General features: G+C 67.5%; 24 protein-coding genes and 2 tRNA genes. 11 read left to right on the forward strand and 15 right to left on the reverse strand.

What is annotated here, in order from left to right; all coding sequences use genetic code 11:
- Positions 1 to 60: 60 nt before the first annotated feature.
- From CDO87_RS19530 to cysG, 5 genes are all read right to left on the reverse strand, one after another.
- Entirely contained in the window at positions 61 to 426 is a 366-nt protein-coding gene (locus CDO87_RS19530) for a DUF934 domain-containing protein (RefSeq protein ID WP_100930326.1), read from the reverse strand.
- A 102-nt stretch (positions 427 to 528) separates the two neighbouring features.
- Positions 529 to 1,311, reverse strand: coding sequence for a phosphoadenylyl-sulfate reductase (locus CDO87_RS19535; RefSeq protein WP_100930327.1), 783 nt, complete (start codon positions 1,309 to 1,311; stop codon positions 529 to 531).
- A gap of 5 nt (positions 1,312 to 1,316) precedes the next feature.
- The gene (locus CDO87_RS19540; RefSeq protein WP_100930328.1) at positions 1,317 to 2,990 is read right to left on the reverse strand and encodes a nitrite/sulfite reductase; all 1,674 of its coding nucleotides are present in this window, start codon (positions 2,988 to 2,990) and stop codon (positions 1,317 to 1,319) included.
- Between the two features lie 61 nt (positions 2,991 to 3,051).
- On the reverse strand, positions 3,052 to 3,351 hold the full coding sequence (locus CDO87_RS19545; protein WP_100930329.1) for a DUF2849 domain-containing protein: 300 nt from the start codon (positions 3,349 to 3,351) through the stop codon (positions 3,052 to 3,054).
- On the reverse strand, positions 3,351 to 4,763 hold the full coding sequence (gene cysG / locus CDO87_RS19550) for a siroheme synthase CysG (protein WP_100930330.1): 1,413 nt from the start codon (positions 4,761 to 4,763) through the stop codon (positions 3,351 to 3,353). Before cysG ends, CDO87_RS19545 begins: the two co-directional genes overlap by 1 nt.
- A gap of 141 nt (positions 4,764 to 4,904) precedes the next feature.
- Between cysG and CDO87_RS19555 the strand changes: the two genes are divergently transcribed.
- Complete coding sequence (locus tag CDO87_RS19555) at positions 4,905 to 5,360, forward strand: Lrp/AsnC family transcriptional regulator (RefSeq protein ID WP_100930331.1); 456 nt, start codon at positions 4,905 to 4,907, stop codon at positions 5,358 to 5,360.
- Between the two features lie 188 nt (positions 5,361 to 5,548).
- On the opposite strand, the gene CDO87_RS19560 is transcribed toward CDO87_RS19555, so the two are convergent.
- Positions 5,549 to 6,721 (reverse strand): cytochrome P450, encoded by a 1,173-nt coding sequence (locus tag CDO87_RS19560; protein ID WP_100930332.1) that lies wholly within the window; start codon positions 6,719 to 6,721, stop codon positions 5,549 to 5,551.
- A gap of 56 nt (positions 6,722 to 6,777) precedes the next feature.
- On the opposite strand from CDO87_RS19560, the gene CDO87_RS19565 reads away from it, so the two are divergent.
- The 5 genes from CDO87_RS19565 (at position 6,778) to CDO87_RS19585 (ending at position 13,598) form a co-directional block, all read left to right on the forward strand.
- Entirely contained in the window at positions 6,778 to 8,529 is a 1,752-nt protein-coding gene (locus CDO87_RS19565; protein WP_100930333.1) for an ATP-binding protein, read from the forward strand.
- 100 nt (positions 8,530 to 8,629) lie between these two features.
- Entirely contained in the window at positions 8,630 to 9,862 is a 1,233-nt protein-coding gene (locus CDO87_RS19570; protein WP_100930334.1) for a sigma-54 dependent transcriptional regulator, read from the forward strand.
- Between the two features lie 386 nt (positions 9,863 to 10,248).
- On the forward strand, positions 10,249 to 11,253 hold the full coding sequence (locus CDO87_RS19575) for a DctP family TRAP transporter solute-binding subunit (RefSeq protein ID WP_100930335.1): 1,005 nt from the start codon (positions 10,249 to 10,251) through the stop codon (positions 11,251 to 11,253).
- 202 nt (positions 11,254 to 11,455) lie between these two features.
- A complete protein-coding gene (locus tag CDO87_RS19580; RefSeq protein WP_100930336.1) occupies positions 11,456 to 12,142 on the forward strand; it encodes a TRAP transporter small permease in 687 nt (228 codons plus the stop codon).
- A 4-nt stretch (positions 12,143 to 12,146) separates the two neighbouring features.
- Positions 12,147 to 13,598, forward strand: a complete 1,452-nt coding sequence (locus CDO87_RS19585; RefSeq protein ID WP_100930337.1) for a TRAP transporter large permease — start codon at positions 12,147 to 12,149, stop codon at positions 13,596 to 13,598.
- Between the two features lie 132 nt (positions 13,599 to 13,730).
- On the opposite strand, the gene CDO87_RS19590 is transcribed toward CDO87_RS19585, so the two are convergent.
- Together CDO87_RS19590 and tpiA are read right to left on the reverse strand one after the other, a co-directional pair.
- Positions 13,731 to 13,994 carry a hypothetical protein gene (locus CDO87_RS19590; RefSeq protein WP_100930338.1) on the reverse strand — a complete coding sequence of 88 codons (264 nt, stop codon included), beginning with the start codon at positions 13,992 to 13,994 and terminating at the stop codon, positions 13,731 to 13,733.
- A 363-nt stretch (positions 13,995 to 14,357) separates the two neighbouring features.
- On the reverse strand, positions 14,358 to 15,104 hold the full coding sequence (gene tpiA / locus CDO87_RS19595; protein ID WP_100930339.1) for a triose-phosphate isomerase: 747 nt from the start codon (positions 15,102 to 15,104) through the stop codon (positions 14,358 to 14,360).
- 116 nt (positions 15,105 to 15,220) lie between these two features.
- Between tpiA and CDO87_RS19600 the strand changes: the two genes are divergently transcribed.
- Positions 15,221 to 16,114 carry an isopenicillin N synthase family oxygenase gene (locus CDO87_RS19600; RefSeq protein WP_100930340.1) on the forward strand — a complete coding sequence of 298 codons (894 nt, stop codon included), beginning with the start codon at positions 15,221 to 15,223 and terminating at the stop codon, positions 16,112 to 16,114.
- Positions 16,115 to 16,311: 197 nt separating this feature from the next.
- Here the strand turns inward: CDO87_RS19600 and CDO87_RS19605 are convergent, their stop codons facing one another.
- From CDO87_RS19605 to CDO87_RS19620, 4 genes are all read right to left on the reverse strand, one after another.
- Entirely contained in the window at positions 16,312 to 16,635 is a 324-nt protein-coding gene (locus CDO87_RS19605) for a TfoX/Sxy family protein (protein WP_100930341.1), read from the reverse strand.
- The gene (locus CDO87_RS19610; RefSeq protein WP_100930342.1) at positions 16,635 to 17,018 is read right to left on the reverse strand and encodes an iron-sulfur cluster assembly accessory protein; all 384 of its coding nucleotides are present in this window, start codon (positions 17,016 to 17,018) and stop codon (positions 16,635 to 16,637) included. Before CDO87_RS19610 ends, CDO87_RS19605 begins: the two co-directional genes overlap by 1 nt.
- A 148-nt stretch (positions 17,019 to 17,166) precedes the next feature.
- A complete protein-coding gene (locus CDO87_RS19615; protein WP_100930343.1) occupies positions 17,167 to 18,840 on the reverse strand; it encodes a mechanosensitive ion channel family protein in 1,674 nt (557 codons plus the stop codon).
- Positions 18,841 to 18,925: 85 nt separating this feature from the next.
- Positions 18,926 to 19,288: an SUF system Fe-S cluster assembly protein gene (locus CDO87_RS19620; RefSeq protein ID WP_100930344.1), complete on the reverse strand. Its 363-nt coding sequence runs from the start codon at positions 19,286 to 19,288 to the stop codon at positions 18,926 to 18,928.
- Positions 19,289 to 19,463: 175 nt separating this feature from the next.
- Here CDO87_RS19620 and CDO87_RS26865 point away from each other — a divergent pair, with 175 nt between their 5' ends.
- Positions 19,464 to 19,625: a hypothetical protein gene (locus CDO87_RS26865; protein WP_157815054.1), complete on the forward strand. Its 162-nt coding sequence runs from the start codon at positions 19,464 to 19,466 to the stop codon at positions 19,623 to 19,625.
- A gap of 18 nt (positions 19,626 to 19,643) precedes the next feature.
- On the opposite strand, the gene rimK is transcribed toward CDO87_RS26865, so the two are convergent.
- Together rimK and CDO87_RS19630 are read right to left on the reverse strand one after the other, a co-directional pair.
- On the reverse strand, positions 19,644 to 21,056 hold the full coding sequence (rimK, locus tag CDO87_RS19625) for a 30S ribosomal protein S6--L-glutamate ligase (RefSeq protein WP_100930345.1): 1,413 nt from the start codon (positions 21,054 to 21,056) through the stop codon (positions 19,644 to 19,646).
- Positions 21,057 to 21,172: 116 nt separating this feature from the next.
- Positions 21,173 to 22,048 carry a LytTR family DNA-binding domain-containing protein gene (locus CDO87_RS19630; protein ID WP_100930346.1) on the reverse strand — a complete coding sequence of 292 codons (876 nt, stop codon included), beginning with the start codon at positions 22,046 to 22,048 and terminating at the stop codon, positions 21,173 to 21,175.
- A gap of 486 nt (positions 22,049 to 22,534) precedes the next feature.
- Between CDO87_RS19630 and CDO87_RS19635 the strand changes: the two genes are divergently transcribed.
- Together CDO87_RS19635 and CDO87_RS19640 are read left to right on the forward strand one after the other, a co-directional pair.
- Positions 22,535 to 22,611, forward strand: a tRNA-Asp gene (locus tag CDO87_RS19635).
- A gap of 198 nt (positions 22,612 to 22,809) precedes the next feature.
- Positions 22,810 to 22,886, forward strand: a tRNA-Asp gene (locus CDO87_RS19640).
- A 282-nt stretch (positions 22,887 to 23,168) separates the two neighbouring features.
- On the opposite strand, the gene CDO87_RS19645 is transcribed toward CDO87_RS19640, so the two are convergent.
- Positions 23,169 to 23,738 (reverse strand): DUF882 domain-containing protein, encoded by a 570-nt coding sequence (locus tag CDO87_RS19645; RefSeq protein ID WP_198521765.1) that lies wholly within the window; start codon positions 23,736 to 23,738, stop codon positions 23,169 to 23,171.
- 314 nt (positions 23,739 to 24,052) lie between these two features.
- On the opposite strand from CDO87_RS19645, the gene CDO87_RS19650 reads away from it, so the two are divergent.
- Positions 24,053 to 25,675, forward strand: coding sequence for a murein L,D-transpeptidase (locus tag CDO87_RS19650; protein ID WP_100930348.1), 1,623 nt, complete (start codon positions 24,053 to 24,055; stop codon positions 25,673 to 25,675).
- Positions 25,676 to 25,810: the final 135 nt, after the last annotated feature.

Consider the following 25,810-nt stretch of genomic DNA (forward strand, 5'->3'; position numbering starts at 1 on the left):
CGATGTTGCCCCGCCTGCGACGACACGGCGGATGTCGGTGGACGATCCGCGGCGCGCGGTTCAGGCGCCGCGCAGCCGGGACTGGTAGTCGTGCGCGGTCCAGTCGGCGCGGAACAGCCACTGGTCCTCCGGCTGGCGGGCGGCGAGGGTGTCGTCGATCTCCACCTCGTCGAAGCCGCAGCGGCGGGCCATGGCGTACTGGTCGGCCAGCACGTGCCCCTGCGCGCGGAGCCTGCCGGTGTAACCCTTGAGGCGCAGCAGACGGGCGAGCGAGAACCCCCGGCCGTCGGCGCTGGAGGGGAAGGCGATGCGGATGGGCTGCGTGGTCGCCGCATCGAGCGTCGCCGGATCGGTGTCGGAGGCGAGGTCGAGGAAGTCGGTCTGGTCGTCGGCGTGGAAGCCGTCGTCGCGCACGATGATCGTCATCAGTCGGGTCCTTTGTCGGGGCGCGCGCGGGCGGTTTGAGGCCGCGGCGCATGTGTCTGGGCGGGCAGGGTGGCCTGGAAGCCCACCCTACGGGCTGTTGCGCTATCCGGCCCTGACGGCCTTGCCGTCGGCGCCGAAGTGGATGCCGCATTCGTCCTTGTTCTGACCGCGCCAGCGGCCCGCGCGCGGGTCCTCGCCGGGCGCGACCTTGGAGGTGCAGGGCGCGCAGCCGATGGACGGGTAGCCCTGCGCCACCAGCGGATGCCGGGGCAGGCGGTTCTCGTCCATGTAGGCGCGCACGTCCTCGCTGCTCCAGTGGGCGAGCGGGTTGACCTTGATCCGGCCGGTCGATTCCTCGAGTTCGAAGAAGTCGAGCGCGGCGCGGGTCGAGGACTGGTAGCGCTTGCGCCCGGTGATCCAGCCGTCGAAGCCGTCGAGCGCCTGTTCCAGCGGCAGCGTCTTGCGCAGGGCGCAGCAGCGGTCCGGGTCGGAGAGGTTGAGCGCGGTGTAAGGGTCCTGTTTCGCGATCTCGGCCTCGTCCGTGCGCAGCACGCGGACGTCCTGCAGGTGCAGCCGCTCGGCCACCTCCTGCTGGTAGGCCAGCGTTTCCGCGAACAGGAGCCGGGTGTCGATGAACAGCACCGGCGTCTTGCGGTTGACCATCGCCACGAGGTGCAGGAGCGCCACGCTTTCGGCCCCGAAGGAGGAGACCATGGCGATCTTCCCGGCCTCCGGGTCCCGCAGCGCGCCTTCGAGCACCGAGGTCGCCGAGTGGTGGCGATAGCGCGCGTTCAGCGTGGCGACGCGGGCGCGTTTCTCCGCGAGCTCGTCGCGCGCGGCCGTGCCCGTGCCTCCGGCGGGGGTATTTTCACCAAGGAGAAGCATGTGTCTCATGCGGCTTTCGACCGTTTCGTTGTCTGTTCGCCGTAGAGCGCCGTCTTGAACGGCGCCATGCCGAGGCGGCGGTAGGCGGCGAGGAAGGTTTCATCCCTGTCCTCGCGGTGTTCGAGATAGGCGCCGACAAGGCGTTCGATGGCCGGGACGATCTCTTCGGCGGAGAAGCCGGGGCCGGTGCGTTCACCGAGCGCCAGGGTCTCCGTATGATCGCCGCCCAGGGTGATCTGATAGTTCTCCACCCCGGCGCGGTCCAGCCCGAGAATGCCGATGTGGCCCACGTGGTGGTGCCCGCAGGCGTTGATGCAGCCGGAGATCTTGATCTTCAGCTCGCCGATCTCGTGCTCCAGCTTCAGCTCGTCGAAGCGGGTCGCGATCTGCTGGGCGATGGGGATCGAGCGGGCGGTGGCCAGCGCGCAGTAGTCCATGCCTGGGCAGGCGATGATGTCGGAGACCAGCCCGATGTTCGCCGTGGCGAGGCCGTGCGCCTTCAACCGCGCGTGGATCGCGGGCAGGTCGGCCTTGTGGACATGCGGCAGGACGACGTTCTGCTCGTGCGAGATGCGCAGCTCGTCATGGCCGAAGTCACGGGCGATGTCGGCCATGACGCGCATCTGTTCCGCCGTGGCGTCGCCGGGGGTCTCGCCATGCGCCTTCAGGCTGATCTGCGCGATGGCATAGCCTTCGGCGCGGTGCGGATGCAGGTTGGTGTCGGCCCAGGCGCGGAAGACCGGGTCCTTCGTGTAGTGGTCGTCGAAGGCCGAAACCGGGCGTTTCGCGAACGAAGGCGCGGCAAACTGGGCCTTTATCGTCTCGAAAAGGGCCTGGTCGACGCCGGTGAAGGTCGGGCGGATGAGAGCATAGACCTCATCAACCCGGGCGCGGATGTCGTCGATGCCGTGTTCGTGCACGGTGATCTTGATGCGCGACTTGTACTTGTTGTCGCGGCGGCCCAGCAGGTTCCAGACGGAGACAATGGCCTCCAGATAGGGCAGAAGATCGGCCATGGGCACGTGTTCCGCGATGGTCTTGCCGATCATCGGGGTGCGGCCCATGCCGCCGCCCACCACGACCTCTGCGCCCGCGACGCCGTCCTTTTCGTGCAGCCGAAGCCCGATATCGTGCGCCTTGATCACGGCGCGGTCGTTCGCGCTGCCGGTCACGGCGATCTTGAACTTGCGCGGCATGGCCTGGAATTCCGGGTGGTCGGTGGACCACTGGCGGATCAGCTCGGCCACCGGGCGCGGGTCCATCACCTCGTCGGCAGCGGCGCCGGCGAAGTGGTCCGCGGTCACGTTGCGGATGGTGTTGCCCGAGGTCTGGATGGCGTGCATCTGCACCTCGGCCAGCGCGTCGAGCATGTCGGGAATGTCGCGCAGTTCCGGCCAGTTGTACTGGATGTTCTGGCGCGTGGTGAAGTGGCCGTAGCCCTTGTCATACTGCTCGGCCAGGTCGGCGAGGCGGTCCATCTGCCGGCTGGAGAGCGTGCCGTAGGGGATCGCCACCCGCAGCATGTAGGCGTGCAGTTGCAGGTAGAGGCCGTTCATCAGGCGGAACGGCTTGAACTCGTCCTCGGTCAGCGAGCCGTCGATGCGGCGCTCGACCTGCTGGCGGAACTGGCGGTTGCGCTCGGTGACGAAGGCGTGGTCGAAGTCGGAATAGCTGTACATCGTGTCGTCCTTTCGGGGCTGCGGATTTCCGTGGAAAACCGGGCCCTTGTAGAAATCGGCGTCAGAGGTCGGCCTGCTTGCCGTGCGCGTAGTTGGAGGGTCCGGTGCGGCGGAACTCCTCGCGGAAGTGGGTGGGCTCAGGGCCGTCTTCGCCCTCGGCCACGTCGGCGAGGTAGACGCCGACGATCTCGGACTGGCGGACGGAGGCCTCCACCAGCCGGAGCTGGGCGTGCGCCTCGTCGGTCAGGACCTCCGCCTCGGACAGGCGCGGCGACCAGTCGTCGTTGGCGGTGAGGTAGACCACCTCGCCCGAGAGCAGCGCATTGGCGGTGACGACCTTGGGGGTGAATTCGCGGGGCATCAGGAGACCTCCTGCTGGCGGGATGGGACGGCCGTCAGGCCGGAAGACTGAAGGGTGGGCAGTGCGTCGCGCGGGGCGAGCCCGTAGAGGATCAGGGCGGGGCCGTCGGGACAGTCGTCCAGATCGGCGGAGAGCGTGGCGAGGGCCGAGGCGATCACCGCCTGGTCCCCGCGCGAGGCATTGGCGACCACGGTCACCGGCGTGTCGGCGGCGGCGCCGTGCATCAGCAGGCGGCCCTGCAGGAAGCGCGCGGCGCGCTTGCCCATGTAGATCGCGGCGACCTGGTCGGGGGCGGCCAGCGTGCGCCAGTCGTGGTCGGCGAAACCTTCGGTGTCATGCGCGGTCATCAGCCGGACAGAGGCGTTGCGGCCGCGCTTTGTCAGGCTCTGGCCGATGGCGGCGACGGCGGCGGAGGCCGCGGTGATGCCCGGCACGATCTCGTAGCCGATGCCATGCGCGGCCAGCGTGTCGATTTCCTCGTCGAGGCGGGCGAAGAGGGTCGGATCGCCGCCCTTCAGCCGCACGATCTGCGCGCCGGTCGCGGCGTGTTCCACGAGCAGGGCGTTGATCGTTTCCTGCGGGGTCGAGGGGCCGAAGCCGGTCTTGCCGACCTCGATCATCGTGGCCTCGCGGCGGGCGAGTTCGAGGATCGGCTGCGGGGCGAGCCGGTCGTAGAGCACCACGTCGGCCTCGTCGAGCAGGCGGCGCGCCTTCAGCGTCAGGAGGTCCGGGTCGCCGGGACCGGAGCCCACGAAGGAGACGAAGCCCGCGCGGGCCGGACGGTCGAGATGCGCGTCGAGGAGGTCGTTCAGGGCCTCCTGGGTTGCGTCCTCGCCCTGCGCGTAGGCGCGGGGGCCCGCGGCGAAGAACCAGTCGCGCCAGAAGTCGCGGCGCGCGCGGCCGTGGGGGAGCGCCTCTGCCATCTTGCGGAAACCGCTGGCGATGCGCGCGAGCGGGCCGGTGGCGGTGGGGAGGTGTTCCTCCAGATGGGCCTTGATGGCGCGGGCGAGCACGGGGGCGGTGCCTTCGGTCCCGATGGCGACGGTCACGGGGTCGCGGTCGACGATCGCGGGGGTGATGAAAGCGCTATCGTCAAGGTTGTCGACGATGTTAACAAGGACGCCAGCGGCGCGCGCGAGGGTTGCGGTGCGGGCGTCGGTTTCGGTGTCTTCGTCGGCGGCATAGGCGAGGGCGGCACCGTCGAGGTCGCCGTCGCGGAGCGGGCGGCGGTGCAGGGTGAGGCGGCCTTCGGCGGCCCAGCCCTCGATCTCGGGCGCGGGGAGGGAGGAGAAGACATGCAGTGCGGCCTCGGTCTTCATCAGCAGGCGCAGCTTGGCAAGTGCGGCGTCGCCGCCGCCGGAGAGGACGACGCGCGTGTCGCGCAGCGCGAGGAAGATCGGGAAGTGACGCATGACGGACCTCTTTTGACTCCGTCTCAATATAGGAAATTATCCTGCGGCGGGGCTATGCCCTTGTCTGAATAAGGAAGTTTGTTCTACCTTCTGAGACTGAAAGGAGCCGTGTTTCGGATTTCGCGGCAAAAAGGGAAAACGATGAAGATCGACGATACAGACCGGAAAATCCTTGTGCAGTTGCAGCGTGACGCGAGCCAGTCGCTGGACGAGATTGCCAAGGCGGTGGGGTCCTCGAAGACCCCGGTCTGGAACCGGATTCGCAAGATGAAGGAGGCCGGGGTGATCGGCGCGCAGACCGTGCTGCTGGATGCCGATGCGCTTGGGTTCGAGGCGTGTTTCTTCGTGCTGATCCGCACGTCGGAGCACGAGGCGGAGTGGCAGCGGCGGTTCCTCAAGGCCCTGCAGGAGCGCCCGGAGGTGCAGGAGGCGCACCGCCTGGCGGGCGACATCGACTACATCCTGAAGGTGAGGGTGAAGAACGCGCGGGCCTATGACGCCTTCTACCAGGCGTTGATCTCGGAGGTGAAGGTGCACAACGTAACGGCGCTTTTGTCGATGGAGGAGATCAAGGCGACGGTGGCGCTGCCCCTGTAGGCGTGACCCGATTGTGTGCTGCGCACGCAGGTTCAGCGCGCTGCGCGCGCCTGTCGGTTCCTGCGCGCTGCGCGCGTTTGGCAGTTCTTGCGCGCTGCGCGCGCGGGTGCCTTCGGCGGAGTATTTTCAAAGCGGAGAAACATGGGGTCCGTCCCATGGCCCGGCGTGTCGTGGGCGGTGGCGGGGGGCTACCAGGCGGCGCGGAGCGCCTCCAGCCCGTGGAAATGGTAGAGGTTGGCGTAGCGCGGCGGTTCCGCGAGGCGGAGGCCGGGCAGGCGCTGCATGAGGATCGGCAGGGCGATCGACATTTCCAGCCGGGCGAGCGGGGCGCCGACGCAGAAGTGCAGCCCGCCGCCGAAGCCGGTGTGGGTTGCAGGCGGGCGGGCGGGGTCGAAGGTCGCAGGATCCGGCCACGTCGCCGGGTCGCGGTTCGCCGCCGCGAGCAGCAGCGCCACGCTGTCGCCGCGCCGGAAGGTATGGCCGAAGACCTCGACCTCTTCGTAGGCCATCCGGGTGAACATGTGCAGCGGCGGGTCGAAGCGGAGGATCTCCTCGACGGTGCGGTCGGCGGTCTCCGGCGCGATCGGGACGTTCTCTTCGAGGAGGGCCTTGATGCCGTTGCCGAGGCTGTGGACCGTCGCCTCGTGGCCCGCGTTCAGGAGCAGGATCACCGTGGCGGTCAGTTCCCCGGTCGAGAGGCGGCTGCCTTCGGCCTCCGCCTCAACCAGCCGTGTCAGCAGGTCGTCCTCGGGGTGCCTGCGGCGGTGGGCCACGAGGTCGGCGAGGAAGGCCTGGAAGTCGGAGGCGGCGCGGGCGGCGGCGTCCTCAACCGCGCGGTCGCGGCGGGCCTGGTACATGGCGACCATGGCGTTGGACCAGTCGAGAAGCTGCGGCGCGTGCGACTCGGGCACGCCCAGAAGGCGGCAGATGACGATCACCGGCAGGGGCTGGCAGAAGGCCGGCAGGAGGTCGGCGCCGCCTGCGGGCAGGGCGTCGATCAGTTCGTGGGTGAGGGAGGTTATGTCGTCGCGCATCGCGGCGATCCGGCCGGAGGTGAAGGCGCGCAGCACCAGCCCGCGCAGGCGCGTGTGGCGGGGCGGCTCGAGCTCCAGCATGGAGTGCGCCTCGATCGCGTAGAAGGGGGCGAGGTGTTCGGGGATCGGCGGCGCGAGATCGGCGGGGACCTCGCGTCCGAACCGGCGGTCCTTCAGCAACGCCTGCACCGCGCGGTGCGAGACGGCGCAGGGCATGCCGTAGTCCTCCCACCATGCAAGGTCGCCGCCGTTGCGCAGGCGGTCGTAGAACGGGTAGGGGTTCTGGACGAAGTCGGGGTCGGTGGGGGATTGTGAGAGGCGCAGCATGCGCGGACAATCGTCCGGCGCGGCGCGCTTGGCAAGGGGCGGCTGAAGGGGAACGGATGACGAGGCGGCATCACCGGATCTGGACGGTTCTGGCCTTCCTTGCGGGGGTGGCCGGGCTGTCCTACGGCGTGTGGTCCTATGCCTACGGGCAGGCGCTGGAACAGGTGCGTGCGCGCGGCGAGGCGGACCTTGCGCTGGCGGCGGACCGGCTGGTGACCGGGCTCTTGCGGTACAGGGCGGCGGCGGTGCTGCTGGCCGATCATCCGGTGCTGGAGGCCCTGCACGACGAAGGCGTGAGCGGCGGCGCGGCGGCGCGGCGGGCCATGGTCTTCCTGCAGCGCAGCGCCGACCGGACGGGCGCGGCGCTGGCCTTCTACGCCGACGCGGAGGGGCGGGTGCTGGCCGCGACACAGGGCGACGTGCCCCGCGATTTTGCCCGGGCGGACTGGTTCCGCCGCGCGCTGGACGGGGCGCTGGGGGCGGGCGCGCGGGTGGCGCGGGACGAATCGCAGCGGCTTTTCGTGCATGCGGCGCCGTCCTTCGGGGCGGACGGACGGGTGCAGGGTGTGCTGGTCATGGTGGTCGACCTCGAAGGGATCGAGGGCGAATGGCGTGGGTCGCGCCCTTCCGTGTTCTTTACCGACAGTGCCGGCGACATCCTGGTGACCAACCGTTCGGAGCTCTTGTTCTGGCAACTGGCGCCGGAGGCGGTGATCCGTCCGGACGGCGGCGTGGCGGAGGTCACGCGGCGCTTTGTCGGCGGGTACGAGATCTGGCGGCAGGCGCTGTCGCCCTACGTGCCGGAACGCGGGCTGCACCTGGTCCAGCCCTTGCCGGTGGTGGGGTTGACGGGCGAGGCGCTGGTGGACGTGGGCCCGGCGCGCAGGCTTGCGGCCTTGCAGGTGGCGGTTGTGGCGATCCTCTGCCTCGGTTTCGGGGCGGTGCTGTTCCTGCTGGCGGAGCGGCGGCGCGTGCTGACGGAGGCGAACACGGCGCTGGAGGTCCGGGTGCGGGCGCGCACGCTGGAGCTGGAGGAGGCTAACACCGCCCTGCGTCACGAGGTACGCGAGCGGCAGGAGGCGGAGGCGGCTTTGCGGCGGGCGCAGGCGGACCTCGTTCAGGCGGGGAAGCTGTCGGCGCTGGGGCAGATGTCGGCCGGGATCAGCCACGAACTGAACCAGCCGCTGATGGCGATCCGGCAGTTCGCGGAGAATGGCGGCGCGTTCCTCGACAAGGGGCAACCGGAGCGGGCGGCGGAGAACCTGTCGCGGATCGCCGCGCTGGCGGGGCGGGCGGCGCGGATCATCCGCAACCTGCGCGCCTTTGCCCGCAACGAGAGCGAGCCGATGGGCCGTGTCGACCTCTGCGCGGTGATCGACGAGGCGGTGGAGCTGACCGAGACACGGCTGGAGGCGGAAGGCGTCGAGGTGGCCTGGGACCGTCCGGGCGGGGCGCTTTATGCCATCGGCGGCGAGGTGCGGCTGGGGCAGGTCTTTGTCAACCTGATCAACAATGCCGCCGACGCCATGGCCGGTCAGGCGGTAAAGAGGATCGCGATCCGGGTGGAGGCGGGCGAGCGGCTGGTGGTCCGGGTGCGCGACACCGGGCCGGGCATCGCCGATCCGGAGAAGGTGTTCGAGCCGTTCTATTCCACCAAGGAGGTGGGCGGCGGCATGGGGCTTGGCCTGTCGATTTCCTACGGGCTGGTGCAGAGCTTTGGCGGCAACATCCGCGGCCGGAACATCGCCGGGGGCGGGGCGGAGTTCGAGGTGGAACTGGACCGCTGGCAGGCGGAGGCCGCGGCGTGACGGGGTCCGGCGCTCCTGCGCCTGTGGCGCATGTCGCCCCGCCCGCCGTCCCGCTAAGGGGTGCACACGCCATGGGCCGGGCGATGAAACGGGGGACGGCATGATCTGCAAGGTGCTTCTGGTCGACGACGATCTGGCCGTGCGCGAGGCGTTGGGGCAGACGCTGGAGCTGAACGATTTCGAGCCGGTGACGGCAGGGTCCTTCGTGGAGGCCAAGGACCTGATCGGGCCGTCCTTTTCGGGCGTGGTGGTGTCGGACATCCGGATGCCCGGGCGCGACGGGTTCCACCTGCTGGATTACGCGCAGGGCCGCGATCCGGAGCTGCCGGTGATCCTGCTGACCGGCGAGGGCGACATTCCCATGGCGGTCAGGGCGATGTCGCAGGGCGCCTTCGGGTTCCTCGAAAAACCCTGCAGCCCGGCGGAACTGGCGGGGCTGGTGCGGCGGGCGCTGAAGACGCGGGAGATGGTGCTGGACAACCGGCGGATGAAGGCGCAGCTCGAGGCCGGGGATCCTGCCGCACGGATGATCTTTGGCCTGTCTGAGCCCGTAACGCGGCTGCGGGAGCAGGTGCGCACCGCGGCGCGCGCCGGGACGGAGGCGCTTGTGCGCGGGGCGCCGGGGTCGGGCATCTCGAAGGTGGCGGAGGTGGTGCACCTGAGCTCGGTCCAGTCGAAGGGGCCGTTCGTGAAGCGCGCGGCCGCGGGGCTCGACCGCGCCGGGTTCGAGGCGGCCTGGGAGGCGGCGCAGGGCGGCGCGCTGTTCCTCGACGAGATCGGGGTGCTGCCCGAGGACACGCAGCTTGCGCTGACCGACGCGCTGGAACGGGGCGGGGCGCGGCTGATCGCGGGGACGACGCAGGACCTGAAGCATATGGTCGCGGAGGGTCGGCTGTCAGCCGACCTGTATTACCGGCTGGACGTGGCGCAGGTGCGCATCCCGTCGCTTGCGGAGCGCCCCGAGGACATTCCGGTGCTGTTCCGGCATTACGTGGCGCAGGCCGCCGAGCAGGCGGGCATCCAGCCGCCCGAGATCACGCCGGAGCACGAGGCGGGCCTGATGGCGCAGGACTGGCCGGGCAACGCGCGGTCGCTGATGTCGGCGGCCATGCGGTTCGTTCTGGGCATGCCGGAGGAACTGTCGAAGACCAGCGAGATGGGGCTCGCCGAGCAGATGGCGCAGGTCGAGCGGTCGCTTCTGGTGGCGGCCCTCGGGCGGCACAACGGCGTGGCGGCGGAGGCCGCGAAGGCGCTGAAACTGCCGCGCAAGACGATGTACGACAAGCTGGCGAAATACGGGCTGAAGCCGGAGGCCTTCCGGCGGGAGGGGTGACGGGCCTTGGGTGGCTTTCAGGTATTTTTGTCAAGATGAAGGGTGGGGGCGTGCGCCGTCCCTTGCGTGGCGTTTGGGGGACCGAGGTTTCCGGGTGCGGTTCGAATCGCGGGGGTGCGGGCGCGAATCGGGGGCGGCGCTTGTGCGGATTTCCGCACAAGCCGCGCTAACGGGCGTGCGGGAATCCGCACAGCCGCCGTGCGGGGCGGCCATTCCGAGAATGCATGGATGTCGGCAAGTCTTTGCCGCTTGGGCGTTTTTCGGCCTGCGGGGCGTGGTCGTGCAACACGCTTGATCCGATTCTCGGGGGCGGGTCATGTAACGTCATTCGGTGCCCGGGGAGAGGGCGCCGGGCGAGAAACCAAGCCGTATCTGGGAGGATACCGATGAAAAAGCTTCTCATGACCGCCGCGGCGGCCGCCCTTGCCGTGACCGGCGCAACCTCGGCGCAGGCGTCCTGCGAAGAGGGCGAAATGGTCATCAAGTTCAGCCACGTGACCAACACCGACCGCCATCCGAAAGGCATCGCCGCCACCCTGCTGGCCGAGCGTGTCAACGAAGAGATGAACGGCACCGCCTGCATGGAGGTCTACCCGAACTCCACCCTCTACAACGACGACCAGGTGCTCGAGGCGATGCTGCAGGGCGACGTCCAGCTGGCCGCGCCGTCGCTGTCGAAGTTCGAGCAGTTCACCAAGGTGTTCCGCATCTACGACCTGCCGTTCATGTTCAAGAACATCGATGCGGTCGACGCCTTCCAGGCCTCCGAGACCGGCCAGGCGATGAAGGAATCCATGGTGCGCCGCGGCCTCCTGGGCCTCGAGTTCTGGCACAACGGCCTGACGCAGATCTCGGCCAACAAGCCGCTGATCTCGCCGGAAGACGCCAAGGGCCTGAAGTTCCGCGTGCAGCCCTCCGAAGTGCTGAAGGCGAACATGGAAGCGCTCGGCGCGTCGCCGCAGCCGATGGCCTTCTCGGAAGTCTACGGCGCGCTGCAGACCGGCGTCGTCGACGGGCAGGAGAACACCTGGTCCAACATCTACGGCCAGAAGTTCTTTGAGGTGCAGGACGGCACGACCGAGACCAACCACGGCGTGCTCGACTATCTGGTCGTGACCAACGTCGACTGGTGGGAAGGTCTGGACCCGGCGGTCCGCGAGCAGCTGGCCACCATCCTGAACGAAGTCACCACCGAGCGGAACGCCGCCGTGGGTGAAGTCGACGCAGAGGCCCGCCAGGCGGTTCTGGATGCCGGCGGCGAGATCCGCGAGCTGACCGAAGAGCAGCGCCAGGTCTGGGTCGACGCCATGAAGCCGGTCTGGGAACAGTTCACCGACGACGTGGGCCAGGAAAACATCGACGCCGCACAGGCGATCAACAACTCGATGTAAGCGCCTGAACGACAGGCAAGACAATCCGGCGGCGGCAGGGATCGCCGCCGGAACCGCACCCGGGGAACGCGGCCGAAAAGGTGCCGATGTCCCCACCACGCCCACAGGGCGGCTTCTCCCGACATCTGCGGCCCGTTCGACCGGGTCCCGGACCACGCAATGAGCGGGAGCCGCGGCAGGGCCTGATTTCTCGGAGGGGGACATGTCCGATCATACCGTCTCGGACTCCATGCTCGGACGTTTCGTCAACGAGCTGGAGGAGAGCTTCATCGCCCTGATCCTGGGGCTGATGACCATCATCACCTTCACCAACGTCGTGCTGCGCTACGGCTTCAACACCGGCCTGATCTGGGGGCTGGAGATGACCTCCATCCTGTTTTCGTGGCTGGTGCTCTTCGGGGTGAGCTATGCGGTGAAGACGACCGCGAACCTCGGGGTCGACGCGGTGACGAACATCATGTCGCCCGCCGTGCGCCGCGTCATGGCGCTGTTCGCCGGTGCGATCTGCATCGCCTATGCCTGCCTCCTGCTGAAGGGCGCGTGGGATTACTGGGCGAACTTCGCCAACCTGCCGCAGACCACCGGGCGCTGGTTCCCGACCGGGTTCGAGGAGATGACCCGCACGTCCTACCGGTCGTGGTACGAGATGGTCGACACCCCGATCCCCGGCTGGCTGCGCTGGATCGAGCCGCTGATCAACGAGGGCGAAGCCTACGAGAAGATCCCGCGGTTCATTCCCTACGTGATCCTGCCGGTCGGCGCCGCGCTGCTGCTGTTCCGCTTTGTCCAGGCGACCGTGCGGATCTGGAAGGGCACCTCCGACAGCCTGATCGTCAGCCATGAAGCCGAAGACGCGGTCGAAGACGTCGCGCACATGAACAAGGACTGATCCCATGGACGTCGTACTTCTGTTTCTCATGGTGATCGGCCTGATGCTGGTCGGCGTGCCGATCGCGGTGTCGCTGGGCTTTTCGTCGATCGTCTTCCTGCTGGTGCTGTCGGAGACCTCGCTGTCCTCGGTCGCGCAGAGCTTCTACCAGGCGATGGCCGGGCACTACACGCTGCTGGCCATCCCGTTCTTCATCCTCGCGTCGTCCTTCATGTCGACCGGCGGGGTGGCGGCGCGGATCATCCGCTTCTCCATCGCCATCGTCGGCCACCTGCCGGGCGGGCTGGCCATCGCGGGCGTCTTTGCCTGCATGATGTTCGCGGCGCTCTCCGGGTCGTCGCCGGCGACGGTGGTTGCCATCGGCTCCATCGTGATCGCGGGCATGCGGCAGGTCGGCTATTCCAAGGACTTCGCGGCGGGCGTCATCGCCAACGCGGGCACGCTGGGCATCCTGATCCCGCCGTCCATCGTGATGGTGGTCTATGCCTCCGCCACCGACGTGTCGGTGGGCCGGATGTTCCTCGCGGGTATCATCCCGGGCCTGATCGCGGGCGGCATGTTGATGGTCACGATCTTCGGCATCGCCGTGGTGCGCAAGCTGCCCAAGGGCGAGTGGCGCGGCTGGGGCGAGGTCTTCGAGGCGGGCGCCGATGCGATCTGGGGTCTTGGCCTGATCATCATCATCCTCGGCGGCATCTACGGCGGTGTCTTCACCCCGACCGAGGCTGCGGCGGTGGCGGCGGTCTACTCCTTCCTGATCGCCAACTTCGTCTACCGCGACATGGGACCGCTGCGCATGGCGGACGGTCACCACAAGGCGCTGTGGGAAAAGCCCATCGCGCTGGTGACCGCCTTCTTCCACCGCGACACGAAGCACACTCTGCTGGATGCGGGCAAGCTGACCATCACGCTGATGTTCATCATCGCCAACGCGCTGATCCTGAAGCACGTGCTGACCGACGAGCAGATCCCGCAGCAGATCGCCGCGGCCATGCTGGATGCCGGGTTCGGGCCGATCATGTTCCTGGTGATCGTGAACGTCATCCTGCTGATCGGCGGCCAGTTCATGGAGCCTTCGGGCCTTCTGGTGATCGTCGCGCCGCTGGTGTTCCCCATCGCGCTGCAGCTGGGGATCGACCCGATCCACCTCGGCATCATCATGGTGGTGAACATGGAGATCGGGATGATCACGCCGCCGGTGGGTCTGAACCTCTTCGTGACCTCCGGCGTGGCGGGCATGCCGATGATGCGCGTGGTCCGGGCGGCGCTGCCCTTCCTCGCCGTGCTCTTCGTGTTCCTGATCATGGTGACCTACATCCCGTCGATCTCGACCTGGGTGCCGGATCGGGTGATGGGGCCGCAGGTCCGCTGCGAGGGGGCATCGCTGCCGTCCGAGCCGCTGGAACGGGCCTTCTGCGAGGCGCGGGGCTTCGGCGCCCCGGCGGCCACGGAGTGACGGCGCGGGGCGTATGGCCGCCCCGTCCGACAGCTGGAGAAGGGAAGGGGGCGCGGTGCGCCCCCTTTTTCGTATCGCGGTTTGGCCGGTCCGGTCAGCCCGGACAGCAGGCGACGGACCCGTCCGCGTCGGTCAGCGGCAGACGGTGACCAGCTGGCCGTTGCGGTAGGTCTGGTAGGGGTCGTGGCAGACGCGGGTGGTGTAGGTGCGCTGCTGGTGGTTCTTGCGGGCGCCCTGGATGGCGAGCGTGCCGATCACGCCGAGAACGACTCCGCCGACGACGTTGCGCTCGTTCTGGTTCAGCGCGGCGGCCGGGGTCGCGGCAGAGAGGGAAAGCGCCATGGCAGCGGCGGCGATGACGGAGGTGAGGACCTTGGCAGACTTCTGGGCAGACATTTCAAATATCCTTTCTGGAATGGGCGTGGTGATGCCCTGAACGACCCCCGAGCAGCCGGGGGAATCGCCTGTGCGGAACAATCACCGCAATCGCCGTCGCAAATCGATATCAACGGTGTGTTAACAGATAACATCGCGGGCGCCTGCCGCGTATTCCGGAATACCCAACCCCTGGCGGGCCGTGTTCAGGGGGTGTTCCGAAGGGCGCGCGCCTGTCCGGCGCTGGCGCGTACGGAATCGCAGGGTGGCGTAAACCTCACCCTCCATCGTGTTTTCCTCTGCTGCAGAGGGCGCGCTGTGTCCCGCGCGCAGGGCAGGCCGGGAGGGTATCCCGGCCCGCGATGACCGAAGCGGTGGTCCGGCTCAGTCGGCGCTGGCGTTCAGCGCCTCGATGATCGGCACGAAGTCGGAGGCCTTAAGGGAGGCCCCGCCTACCAGCGCGCCATCGACGTTGGAGGTGGCAAAGATCTCCTTCGCGTTCGCGGCCTTCACCGACCCGCCATAAAGGATGCGGACAGAGCGGCCCACACCCTCGCCGAAGCGGCGCTCCAGCCGGGCGCGGATGAAGTCGTGCACCTCGCCGATCTGGTCGGTGGTGGGCACCTTGCCGGTGCCGATGGCCCAGACGGGCTCGTAGGCGACGACGAGGTTGTGGCCGGTGGCCGCATCGGGGATCGAGCCCGCAAGCTGGCCGCCGATGATGTCGAGCGTGTTGGAGGATTCGCGCTGGTCGAGCGTTTCGCCGACGCAGACCACGGCGGTCAGTCCGGCGGCCCAGGCCGCATCGCATTTGTCGCGCACGGCATCGTTGTGCTCGTCATGGTCGGAGCGCCGCTCGGAGTGACCCAGGATGACATAGGTCGCGCCCGCGTCCTTCAGCATGTCCGCGGCGATGTCGCCGGTATGGGCGCCGGAGGGTTTGGCGTGACAGTCCTGTCCGCCAATGGCCACGCCGTCCGCACGGGCGCTGGCGGCCGAGATCAGCGTCGCGGGCGGGCAGATCAGCACCTCGGCCGCGCCCTTCGCGGCCTCTGCCATGGCGTCGAGTTCGTCAAGGCTGGCGGTGGTGCCGTTCATCTTCCAGTTGCCGGCGGCCAGTTTCGTGCGCATGGTCTCTTCCTTTCGCTGCTTGCGCGCAGTTTCGCGAGTGGGGCCGGGAGGTCAAGGGTGGTTGCGCGCCACAGGCCCGCGTGGCAACAGTCGGAACGACCCTGACGGAGGCACGGATGATCCCTGTTCTCGATGCCCGCAAGATCGCCGCGCGCGATCCCGAAACGCTCTCCGCCCTGCGCCGCGGCGCGGAGGAAATCGGCTTCCTCAAGGTCGCGCATACGGCGATCACGCCCGCCCGGATGCGCTTCGTGCTGGCCGCATACCGCGCCTTCTTCGACCTGCCGGAGGCGGAGAAGCGCAAGGTGGACATGGCGGTGACGGGGGCGAACCGCGGCTGGGGCGCGCCGCGGTCGGAACAGGTCGATCCCGCCGCCAACCCGGATTACAAGCAGGTCTTCGACGTGGGCTTCGCCGCTCCGGAAACGGGCCTGCCGGTCTATGCCGAGAACCTCTGGCCGGACAGCCCCGAAGGCTTCCGCGAGGTGATCGGCGCCTATTACCGCGACGCCATGGCGGTGGCGCTGGACCTGCTGCGCGGCATCGCCGAGGCGATCGGCGCGGATCGCCACTACTTCGACACCAGGTTCGACCGCCCGATGGCGCTCTTGCGGGGCAACTACTATCCGCCGCGTCCGGACTGGGCGGGCGAGAAGGACTTCGGCATCGCGGACCACACCGATTACGGCTGCCTGACGCTGCTGGGAACGGACGGTGTCCCGGGGCTGGAGGTTCTGGGCCGCGATGACGCCTGGCACCCCGTGCAGGCGAACCCGGGCACCTTCGTCATCAACTTCGGCGAAATGCTGGGGATGTGGACCGAGGGACGGGTGAAGGCGACGCTGCACCGGGTGAAGGGGTCGGCCGAGGAACGGATCTCCGTGCCGCTGTTCTTCAACCCGAACCACGACACGAACGTGGCGCCCATGGGCTCGGACCGGACCATCCTCGCAGGCGACCACCTCTCGCGGCGGTTCACCGAAACCTACCTGCACCTGCAAAAGACCTGAACCGCCCCGCTCAGGCGCGCGCGCCCAGAAAAAAGCCGCCCCCCCTTCATCTTGGTCCAAATACCTCGGGGGTACGGGGGCAGCGCCCCCGCCGGGCGAAGGCCCGCTCCTGGCCTGCGTCACAGGCGACAGAACCGAACCCGGTCGCGGGCAACGCCCGCGCGGGTCGGCCCGGCGCAGCCGGGGCGAACGTCGGGTCAGAGGTGTTGCAGGGCCTCGCGGGCCAAGGCGACCGCCTCCTCGGGGTCGTCGAGGGCCGCGCCGGGGAGGGTCCAGTAGGGCATGGCCGCGCCCTTGCCGTTCTTGCGGGTGTAACGCCAGCGCTCGCAGCCCATCTCTTCGAGCCGGTCGACGAAGGGCCCGGCGCCTTTGATCATGAGGGTGCCGTCGGACATCATCAGGGCAAAGATCGTGCCGTTCGAATAGATGCCCATGCCGCCGAACATGCGGCGGGTGGTGACGTCTCCGAGGCCGGAGAAGAGGTCGCGGGCGTAGGCGCGATCCTCCTCCGAGAGGGCCATCAGCCCTGCGGTCCGCGGTCTGCGGCCATCTCCTCGACGTCCTTGAACTTGATCGACTCGCCGCAGCCGCAGGCGTCGACAACATTGGGATTGCGGAACTTGAAGCCGCTTTCCAGAAGCGAGGTCTCGTAGTCGATCTCGGTGCCGAAGAGGAACATCTGCGCCATGGGTGCGATCAGCACGCGGGCGCCGTCCTGTTCCACGATCTCGTCGGCGCCTTCCGCGGCGTCGACGTAGTCCATGGTGTATTCCATGCCCGCGCAGCCGCCCTTCTTGACGCCGATCTTCAGGCCGAAGCGGTTGTCGCGCTCCATCAGCCTGCGGATCTGGCTGACCGCCTTGGGCGTGATGGTCACGGGGGATTTGCCGGGTATGCCGAACATCGGGGTTCCTTTGCAGGGGTCCTTTTCGCGTAGGGCCAACCTAATGTGTCGGCGCCCAAATCTCAAGGTCGTGCGCGCCGGGCCCCTGTGCGCACGCGCTCAGACCGGACGATGCGCCACCCTTTCAGGCCACAACGCTCCGCATGGCTCAGGCCGCGTCGGCGGAGGGGACTTCGGGGAAGACGGTGGTGCCCTCTTCCTCGATCCGCGCGAGGCGGGCGACAAGGCGTTCGCGGGCGGTGCAGGCCACGTCCCAGGAGGTGTTCGGATCGCGGCAGGGCACCATGAACCACACGTCGATGCCGAAAGCGTCCTGCCCGGTGACGCTGACGGAGGCCTTGTCGCGGTCGTCGAGCTCTTCGGGGTCGAGCTCGTCCAGCACTTCGCCCAGGCATGTGCGCAGGCGGTCGATGTCGACGGAGGGTGCGAGCTTGAACTTCAGGACGCGCAGCATCTCCGGTTCCTTCAGCGTCCAGTTCTCGAAGGTGGTGGAGGTGAACTCGTTGACCGGCACCACCAGCCGCGTGCCGTCCCAGCTGTGCAGCTGCACATAGGTGAAGTTTATCCGTTCGACGTGGCAGAGCGCGCCCTTGTAGACCACGCGGTCGCCGATCCGGGCGGACTGGTTCAGGGCGATCTGCAGCGAAGACAGGATGTTGGCGAGGATCGTGCGGGCGGCAAAGCCCAGGATCAGCGTCAGCACCCCGGCGGAGGCCAGCAGCGAAAAGCCGTAGGTGCGGAACAGGTTGGCCGAGGACAGCACGATGCCGAAGCCGAAGAGGAACACGACGATGACCAGCAGGCGGCGCACGGCGGCGATGCGCGTGGCGCGGGTTCGGGTCTCGTCGAACTGCTGGCGGGTGAGGTCCATCTGCTCGAAGCCGGTGATCTCGTCGAGGATGACCTCGATCACGTTGACGATCAGCATGAGCGCGGCTGTGACGAAACCGGCGGCGACGAGTGGCGAGAGCACGCTGTTCAGCCGTCCCGAAAAGACGAAGATGGTCTGCATGCCCACCGACAGCACAAGCGCCACGGTGGCGATCAGCAGCGGGATGCGGGCGGAGCGGAAGATGGCGGAGGTCACGCGGTGGCTGGCCAGCCGTCCGATGCGGCGCAATGCCCGCGACATGGCCCAGCCCGACAACCCGGCGAGGAAGATGAGCAGCGGCACACCCAGAACCTCCCACCACATCAGGCGCCAGAAGGCCGGTTCGCGCAGCGCGTCGGGCAGCCATTTCTCGAACCCCGTGGGCCCGTAGGCGGCATAGAGCGGGGCGATGTTACGCACGGTGCGGGCGGAGATCACCCAGACCGGGTCCGCGCCCTCGGGCTTCACCCGCTCCAGCCGGATGGCGGAGGGCACGCCGTCAAGGTCGATTTCCCACAGCAGGAGCGAGCGGCGCGGCATCCCGGCGGTGGCGGCGTTCGACGTCTCGAGCGCGTCGAGCCCGTCGGGGCGGTCGATGATCTGGCTCCAGTCGACGATCACGCGGCGGGCGATCACCGTGCCGAGGTCGCGCGCCAGCCGGTCGCCCGCCGAGCGCTGCACCTCCGGTTCGAGGTCGTTGAGGTTGAGGAGGTGGCCAAGCTGGCCGGGCGCGTCGGCGGGGGTGTCGCTGCGTTGCCCGGCGCGCATCAGCAGCTCCATCGTCGCGCGAGGGGTGGAGCGGTCGATCCAGTCCGGCGCGGGTCCGAGCCCGTCGTTCAGGGACTCGACCTCGAACCATGGCGATGGCGATTGGGCATGCGCGAGGCCCCCGTGCAGGAGAAGCCAGAGCGCGGCGAGGGCCATGAGGCCGAGGTCGAAATACAGTCGCATCGGCAAGACAACGCCGCCCGGGCGAAAGGCGTTCCGGGCGGCGTTCGGCAATAGCGACGGGGCAGGGCGCAGAGCGCCCGGCGATTTACATGAAGCCCAGTTCCAGCCGCGCTTCGTCCGACATCATGTCCATGCCCCAGGGCGGCTCCCACGTCAGGTCGACGTCGACGTGTTTCACGCCGGGCAGGGGTTCGACCGCCTCGGCCACCCAGCCGGGCATCTCGCCCGCCACGGGGCAACCCGGCGCGGTGAGGGTCATGATGATCTTGACCTCGTTCTCCGGATTGATGTCGACCGTGTAGACAAGGCCCAGATCGTAGATGTTCACCGGGATTTCCGGGTCATAGACCGTGCGGCAGGCCTCCACCACGGTGTCGTAGAGCGGGTGGTCGGTGCTGGAGGGGGCGACCAGCGGCGCGCCTTCAAGCGGGGGGTTCTGCTCGCTCATGGGGATCCTCTTTCAAACCTGACCGAACATATAGGGATTAAGGCGGTCAGGGTAAAGGGTCGCACCGCGGCACTTGGCAATGCGGAACCCATTCGTAAACGCCATGTCAACTTTTGCCATGTTAACGATTCATGAGGAACGCGTGCCCCGTTTCGGCATGCGGCAAGGAGTTGGAATGCCGGGGACCATCGCCCAGAAAATCCGTTTTGTGCGGGCCTGCCTCCCCAGCCGCCGGCAGTTCTCCGGCTGGTGGATCGCGCCGTTCGCCATCGCCGGACTTCTGTTCTGGGTCTGGCTGATCCGGCTGGTCCTGCGGTTCTTCGGGGAGGCCGGATAACGGCAGGCGGTGCCCGCCTCAGTCCTCCGGCTCGATGCGGCGGCGGACGGGGGCAGGGCGGACCTTCGCCTCGATATGGTCATAGACCTTTTCGGCCACGTTCTTGCGGGTCGCGGTCTCGATCCCTTCGAGGCCGGGGCTGGAGTTCACTTCCAGCACCTTGGGGCCTGTCTCGGACCGTAGCAGGTCCACGCCGGCGAGGTTCAGGCGGAAAGAGCGGGCGGCGCGCAGGGCGGTGTCGCGCTCCTCCTTCGTGATGCGCACGACCGAGGCCTGGCCGCCCCGGTGCAGGTTGGAGCGGAAATCGCCCTCCGCCCCGGTGCGTTTCATCGAGGCCACGACCTTGCCTCCGACGACGAGGCAGCGGATGTCCTCTCCGGCGGCCTCCTTCACGAAGTCCTGAACGAGGAAATTCGCCTTCAGCCCGCGGAAGGCGTCGATGACCGATTCCGCGGCCTTCTTGGTCTCGGCCAGCACCACGCCCTTGCCCTGCGTCGATTCGAGCAGCTTCACGATCAGCGGTGCGGTCCCCACGAGCCGCATCAGCGACTGCGTGTCCTTGGGCGAGGCGGCGAAGGCGGTGTTGGGCATGCCGATCTTGTGCCGCGCCATGAGCTGGTGGGCGTAAAGCTTGTCGCGCGAGGCGGCGATCCCGTCCGAGCCGTTCAGGCAGAAGGTGCCGATCGTCTCGAACTGGCGGATGACGGCGGTGCCGTAGGAGGTGATGGAGGCGCCGATGCGCGGGATCACCGCGTCGTAGCGCGGCAGGCGCTTGCCGTCGTAGTGCACCTCCGGCGCCATGGCGTTGATCGCCATGTAGCAGCGCGTGGTGTCGATGACCTCGACGGTGTGGCCGCGTTTCTCGCCTTCCTCGACCAGCCGGCGGGTGGAATAGTTGTCCTCCCGGCTCAGCACCGCAACGCGCAGGGCGCGGTTGGGCGCGGCGCTGCGCACGCGGGCGGTGGTGTAGACGTCGTAGGACATCTTCGGCTGCTGGAAGCGGTCGGTGGCGACGATGGTGATGTGATCCTTCAGCGCCTCGCGCCCCAGCAGCATCCGCGACGCCATGGAGGAGCGGTCGGTCAGCGTCAGTTCGATCCGCCAGCTTTCGTCGCCCACGCGCAGGGTCGAGGCGATGACATAGCGCATCTCCGACTCGCCGTTCGACGAGGTGACCTGCCGCCGGTCGACGATCCGGGCGGAGCAGGGAATCACCAGGTCCTCGCGTCCCGGGACGGGGTGCACGGTAAAGCGCACCTTGGGGGCGGAGGCCGACCCGAAGGTTTCGATGTCGAAGGCGTGCAGGGCGGATGTCCGGGCGCCGGTGTCGACCTTGGCGCGCAGCGCCGGAAGGCCGAGATCGGGCAGCGAGACCCATTCCTCCCAGCCGAAGCGGATCATGTCCGTCGGCGTTTCGGGCGTGTCGGTCATGCTGTCGTGGCTCCCTTCTCGTCGCTTGGGCGGCATGTTCGGCCCCGGCCTACCAAGGCCGGGGGGCGGCGTCCAGCACTCACGATTGCGTCAGGAAACGGCGCTGAGGGCGCGGTTCAGGCCCGGCGATCGAGCCACTCGCGCACCTCTGTCAGACGGGAACGTGCCACCGGGACAGAGGTTCCGTCATCCAGCTTAAGAACGTGTTTCTGCCCGTCTCGCGATAGTCCGCGCGCGACGCGGGCTGCCACCCACCACGAGCGGTGCGGCTGTATGCCGTCGTCCGGCTCGGTCTGGGCCACGATGTCCGAAAGGCGCGCGCGCTGCGTGATGGTGGTGCGGTCGAGCACGACATGTACGTGGTGTTCGCGGGCCTGGATATGGCGGAGGCGGGCGAGGGGGACGGGTTCCGCGCCGATCAGGATGCGGCGGCTGTCTTCGTCCGACTCGTCCTCGGGCGTGGCGGTGGAGGCGGCGGCCGGTTCGGGTTCGGGTTCGGCCTGCGCCGGGGGCTGCGGCTGGCTGACGACCGGGCGCACGTATCGCATGTAGATGAGGATGAACATCTCGGCGATCACGAAATAGAAGAGAATCCTCGGCCAGATCGCGAAAGGCACGGCACCGTGGCTTGCGACGGCGGTCAGCCATTCGCCGATGAGCACGGTGGGTGTCAGCGCCGCAAGCGCCGCGATGAACCCGGGGGTTGTGAATCGCTTCGTCCGCTGCTGGAGCGCGGCCAGCGCGAAGATCACGAGGCCATGGGTGACCAGGAAGAGAACCACGACCAGCGCCCAGAGCCCCAGTGTCACGGCCAGGCTGATCTTTCCGAGCATTCCGGGCGCGTCCGTCGCCACCAGAAGCCCGTAGGCGCAGAGCAGGTAAACCTGGGTTCCGGAGCCCCGCAACAGCGAGATGTATTCCGCGGTACTGATTTCGTAGCGCTGACCGAGCGGGTCAAAGAAGGCGACGTTCTGTCTGAGGATATGCTCCACGGGGCGACTTCCCTTGGGTATTGGTTACTAGGCAACTATCGGCGACTGTCTGACAAGGATGACCTACTCTGCCATGATTTGGAAAGGTGTTGAAATGACACGGTGTTTTTCGGCGACTTTACGTCAGGTGAGTTCGCGGCAAGCGGCCCAACCCAGCGTTGCGCGACGGGTTCGGGGCGCGCGACGGTAACGATCAGGCGGCGGCCAATGGTATCTGAAGATGTCACGTGAGGGTCGATTCGAAGCAGGGCTACGCGGTCAGTGGTAGCATGGCCGGCCGGCGTCCGCCTTATTGGATGGCCGCGTTCGAGGCCTTCGTTGCCCCTCTGCGTCACTGTGACTGTGCGATGCTGGACGGGAGATGGGCACCTGAAGGGCCGCCGGAATTTTTGCGAAAAAGCTGGTCGGAAACCGCTTGACGGCAGTAGGTGCAGCCCATAGAAGGCCTCTCACGCCACGAGGCAGACAGCTTCGGGCGGGCAGCGAGCGGTTGTAGCTCAGTTGGTTAGAGTACCGGCCTGTCACGCCGGGGGTCGCGGGTTCGAGCCCCGTCAACCGCGCCACCGCTGTCCGATCACATGGCGTCAGAACAGCCCTCGCTTCGGCGGGGGCTTTTGCTTTTCCGGGCCTTTTTCCAGAGAGATCGCCGGTTTGCGCGGGTCGGCGAAGGGCAGGGCGGAGCGCCGGGGATTTTCCGCCCGTGCCGTTGGATTTTCCGCTTGACCACCCGGTGCGCTGCGGACTATCTGCCCCCACAAAGCGCGGTTGTAGCTCAGTTGGTTAGAGTACCGGCCTGTCACGCCGGGGGTCGCGGGTTCGAGCCCCGTCAACCGCGCCACTTTCCCCCCTTCAGTGACTTCGTTCGATAGCTTCGAACGCCCGACAGAAGGGGCATGCGCCGACGGTGCGCATTTTCCTGAAATTTCGTGACTTTCTGTGGAACCGAACGCGCAGCCGCGTCGTTTATCCCGCATGAAGGCCTCGTCGCTGTGGTCTTCACCGAGGACAGAGATCGCGAATGTCGGGTATACCTGACTGCCAATCCCCCGCGATCCCTGCCAGAAACGAAAAAGGCGCCGCAAAGGGCGCCTTCTTGGTGGAGTAGATAAAGGGGTAAGCCTCAGGCGCCCCAGGAGCGCACGGGGCCGCAGTCCATATGTACGAAGTTGGAGCCGGAGTAACGACCGACGCCACCGCCGTGGCAGGCCATAGCTGCCTTTGCCATCTGGTTGACGGACCGGCTGGAAAGCCGGAGGTCAGCCGCCTCGCCGCGCAGGTGGCGGGAGTTCTTGGCGACGCCGGACGACTTGGACCGCAGCATCGCGTTGGTTTTCGGCGAACGATAGCCGGAGATGAGCATGTAGGGCTCGGAACAGTCGAGAAGCCGGTGCGCCGCCGTACAGATGTCGATGGTGCGGGCGTCGATGTTCTTGACGTCGTTCGTGCGCCAGTCGCGCATGAAGTAGTTGATTTCCTTGATTGCATCGGCGAGGTACTGGCCTTCAATCCAGTAAATCATGTCGATGCGTTCCCCGGTCCTGCCGGAGTACATGCGGAGGCGTCTGATGTCGCCCGCGCCGCGCAGGAAGCCTGCTGCGTTGGAGTAGGTGGGCGCAGCTGCGAGTGTCGTTGCTGCGAAGGCGCCGAGGATACCCCGGCGCGTGAAGCTGCCCGTTGTCGAATCTGCCATGATGAGCGCCTGTCCCTGGTCGCTGTTACCTGTGTACGCACACCTCGTTGGGTGTGCACTGCCATCTATCCCCAGATGTCGGAACCTGTATGGCACGAATCGCATAGTGGAGAAAGTGCGATTTATGACGAATTTTATCCTTCAAGAGGGAAGTGGCAAAATCTCGCGCAGTGCTGGGAAGGTGTGGCGCAAATGCGCGGATCGGGCGCCCGGAACACATCGGAGCCCGTCTGCCACGTTTGTGAGTTTACAGGGTTATGACATTGTTAGACAAGTTTAAATCAAGGGCGGACAGAAGATATGAGGGTCAAGGAATGAAAGTTGCGAAGGTCGGGCTGCGTGCCCTTTTGCTGGCCGGTGTGATGGCTGCCGCCTTGCCCGCGGTCGGCGCGGCAGAGGAATTGTCCTTCAAGGTGACGGCCTACAAGCAGGCCGTGGCGGAACACGTCGGGCAGAATGAAAGCATCGCCGCCTTCTACCGTGCACGCGGGTTCGAGCCGATCTGGACCGGCCCCTCCGAGGAGGATCGCGCCCGTCGCGTGGCGCTGCTGGAAGCCTTTGCCATGGCTGACGTGCACGGCCTGCCCACCCGTCTTTATAATGAGCACACCCTGCGCGCGCAGCTGGCCGCCGCCACGTCCGGCCGCGACCGCGGCCTTCTGGAGGTGGAACTGTCGAAGCTGTTCATCAGCTTCGCCAACGATCTGCAGACCGGCGTGCTGGACGATCCGGGCGCCGTGGTGTCCGACATCAAGCGCGAGGTCCCGCGCCGCGCGCCCGAGGAACTGCTGTCGCGTCTGACGACCGAGCGTCCCGATGCCGTGTTCCGCAGCCTCGTCCCGCCGACCGCCGAATACTCGCGCCTGATGCGCGCCAAGCTGATGCTGGAACAGCGCATCCGTCACGGCGGCTGGGGCCCCATCGTGCAGGCGTCGAGCCTCGAGCCGGGGCAGAGCGGGCCTGACGTGGTCGCCCTGCGCAACCGTCTTGTCGCGATGAACTATCTCAAGCCGTCGCTGACCACCCGCTACGACGAGAACATGACCGCCGCCGTGCGCGCGGTGCAGGAGGATCACGGGCTCGAGGTCGACGGCGTGGCCGGTGCATCGACCATGAAGGCGATCAACGCCGCGCCCGAAGAGCGGCTGAAGTCGATCATGGTCGCCATGGAGCGTGAGCGCTGGCTGAACTTCCCCGAGGGGCGGGGCAAGCGGCACGTCCTCGTCAACCTCGTGGATTTCCATGCCCAGATCATCGACGACGACAAGGTGACGTTCGAGACGCGCTCGGTCATCGGGCAGAACCAGTCGACCCATCGTACGCCGGAATTCTCCGACATGATGGAGCACATGGTCATCAACCCGTTCTGGTACGTGCCGCGGTCGATCATCGTGAACGAATACCTGCCGCTGCTGCGCTCCAACCCGGGCGCGGCAGGCCATCTGGAGATCATCGACGGCCGTGGCCGCGTGGTCAGCCGGGGCCAGAGCTTTGCGCAGTATTCCAGCCGCAGCTTCCCCTATTCGATGCGCCAGCGTCCTGGGCCGCGCAACGCGCTGGGGACGGTGAAGTTCATGTTCCCGAACAAGTACAACATCTACCTGCACGACACCCCGTCGCAGAGCCTGTTCTCCCGCGAGGTGCGGACCTTCTCGCACGGCTGCGTTCGTCTGAACGATCCGCATGACTTCGCCTACGTGCTGCTGTCCCGGCAGGAGCAGGATCCGGTGAACTTCTTCCAGTCGATCCTGCGGTCGGGTCAGAACACCAAGGTGCCGCTGGCGGAGCCGATCCCGGTGCATCTGGTCTATCGCACGGCCTTCACCCAGGCGAAGGGCAACGTGAACTTCCGCGACGACGTCTATGGCCGCGACGAGATCCTGTGGCGTGCGCTGCAGAACGAAGGCGTGTCGCTGATGACCCACTGGGACAGCTGAGCGGCGACGCATACTCTATGGTGACAATGGAAGGCGTGCCCGGTCGGGCGCGCCTTTTGCATTCGCAGGTGCGGCGGGCGGGCAGGGGCGAAGCAGGGTTGAACCCCGGTGCGCCCAGCCTCTACATCTGCGACG

This window comes from Sagittula sp. P11 (genome assembly GCF_002814095.1).
Lineage (GTDB): Bacteria > Pseudomonadota > Alphaproteobacteria > Rhodobacterales > Rhodobacteraceae > Sagittula.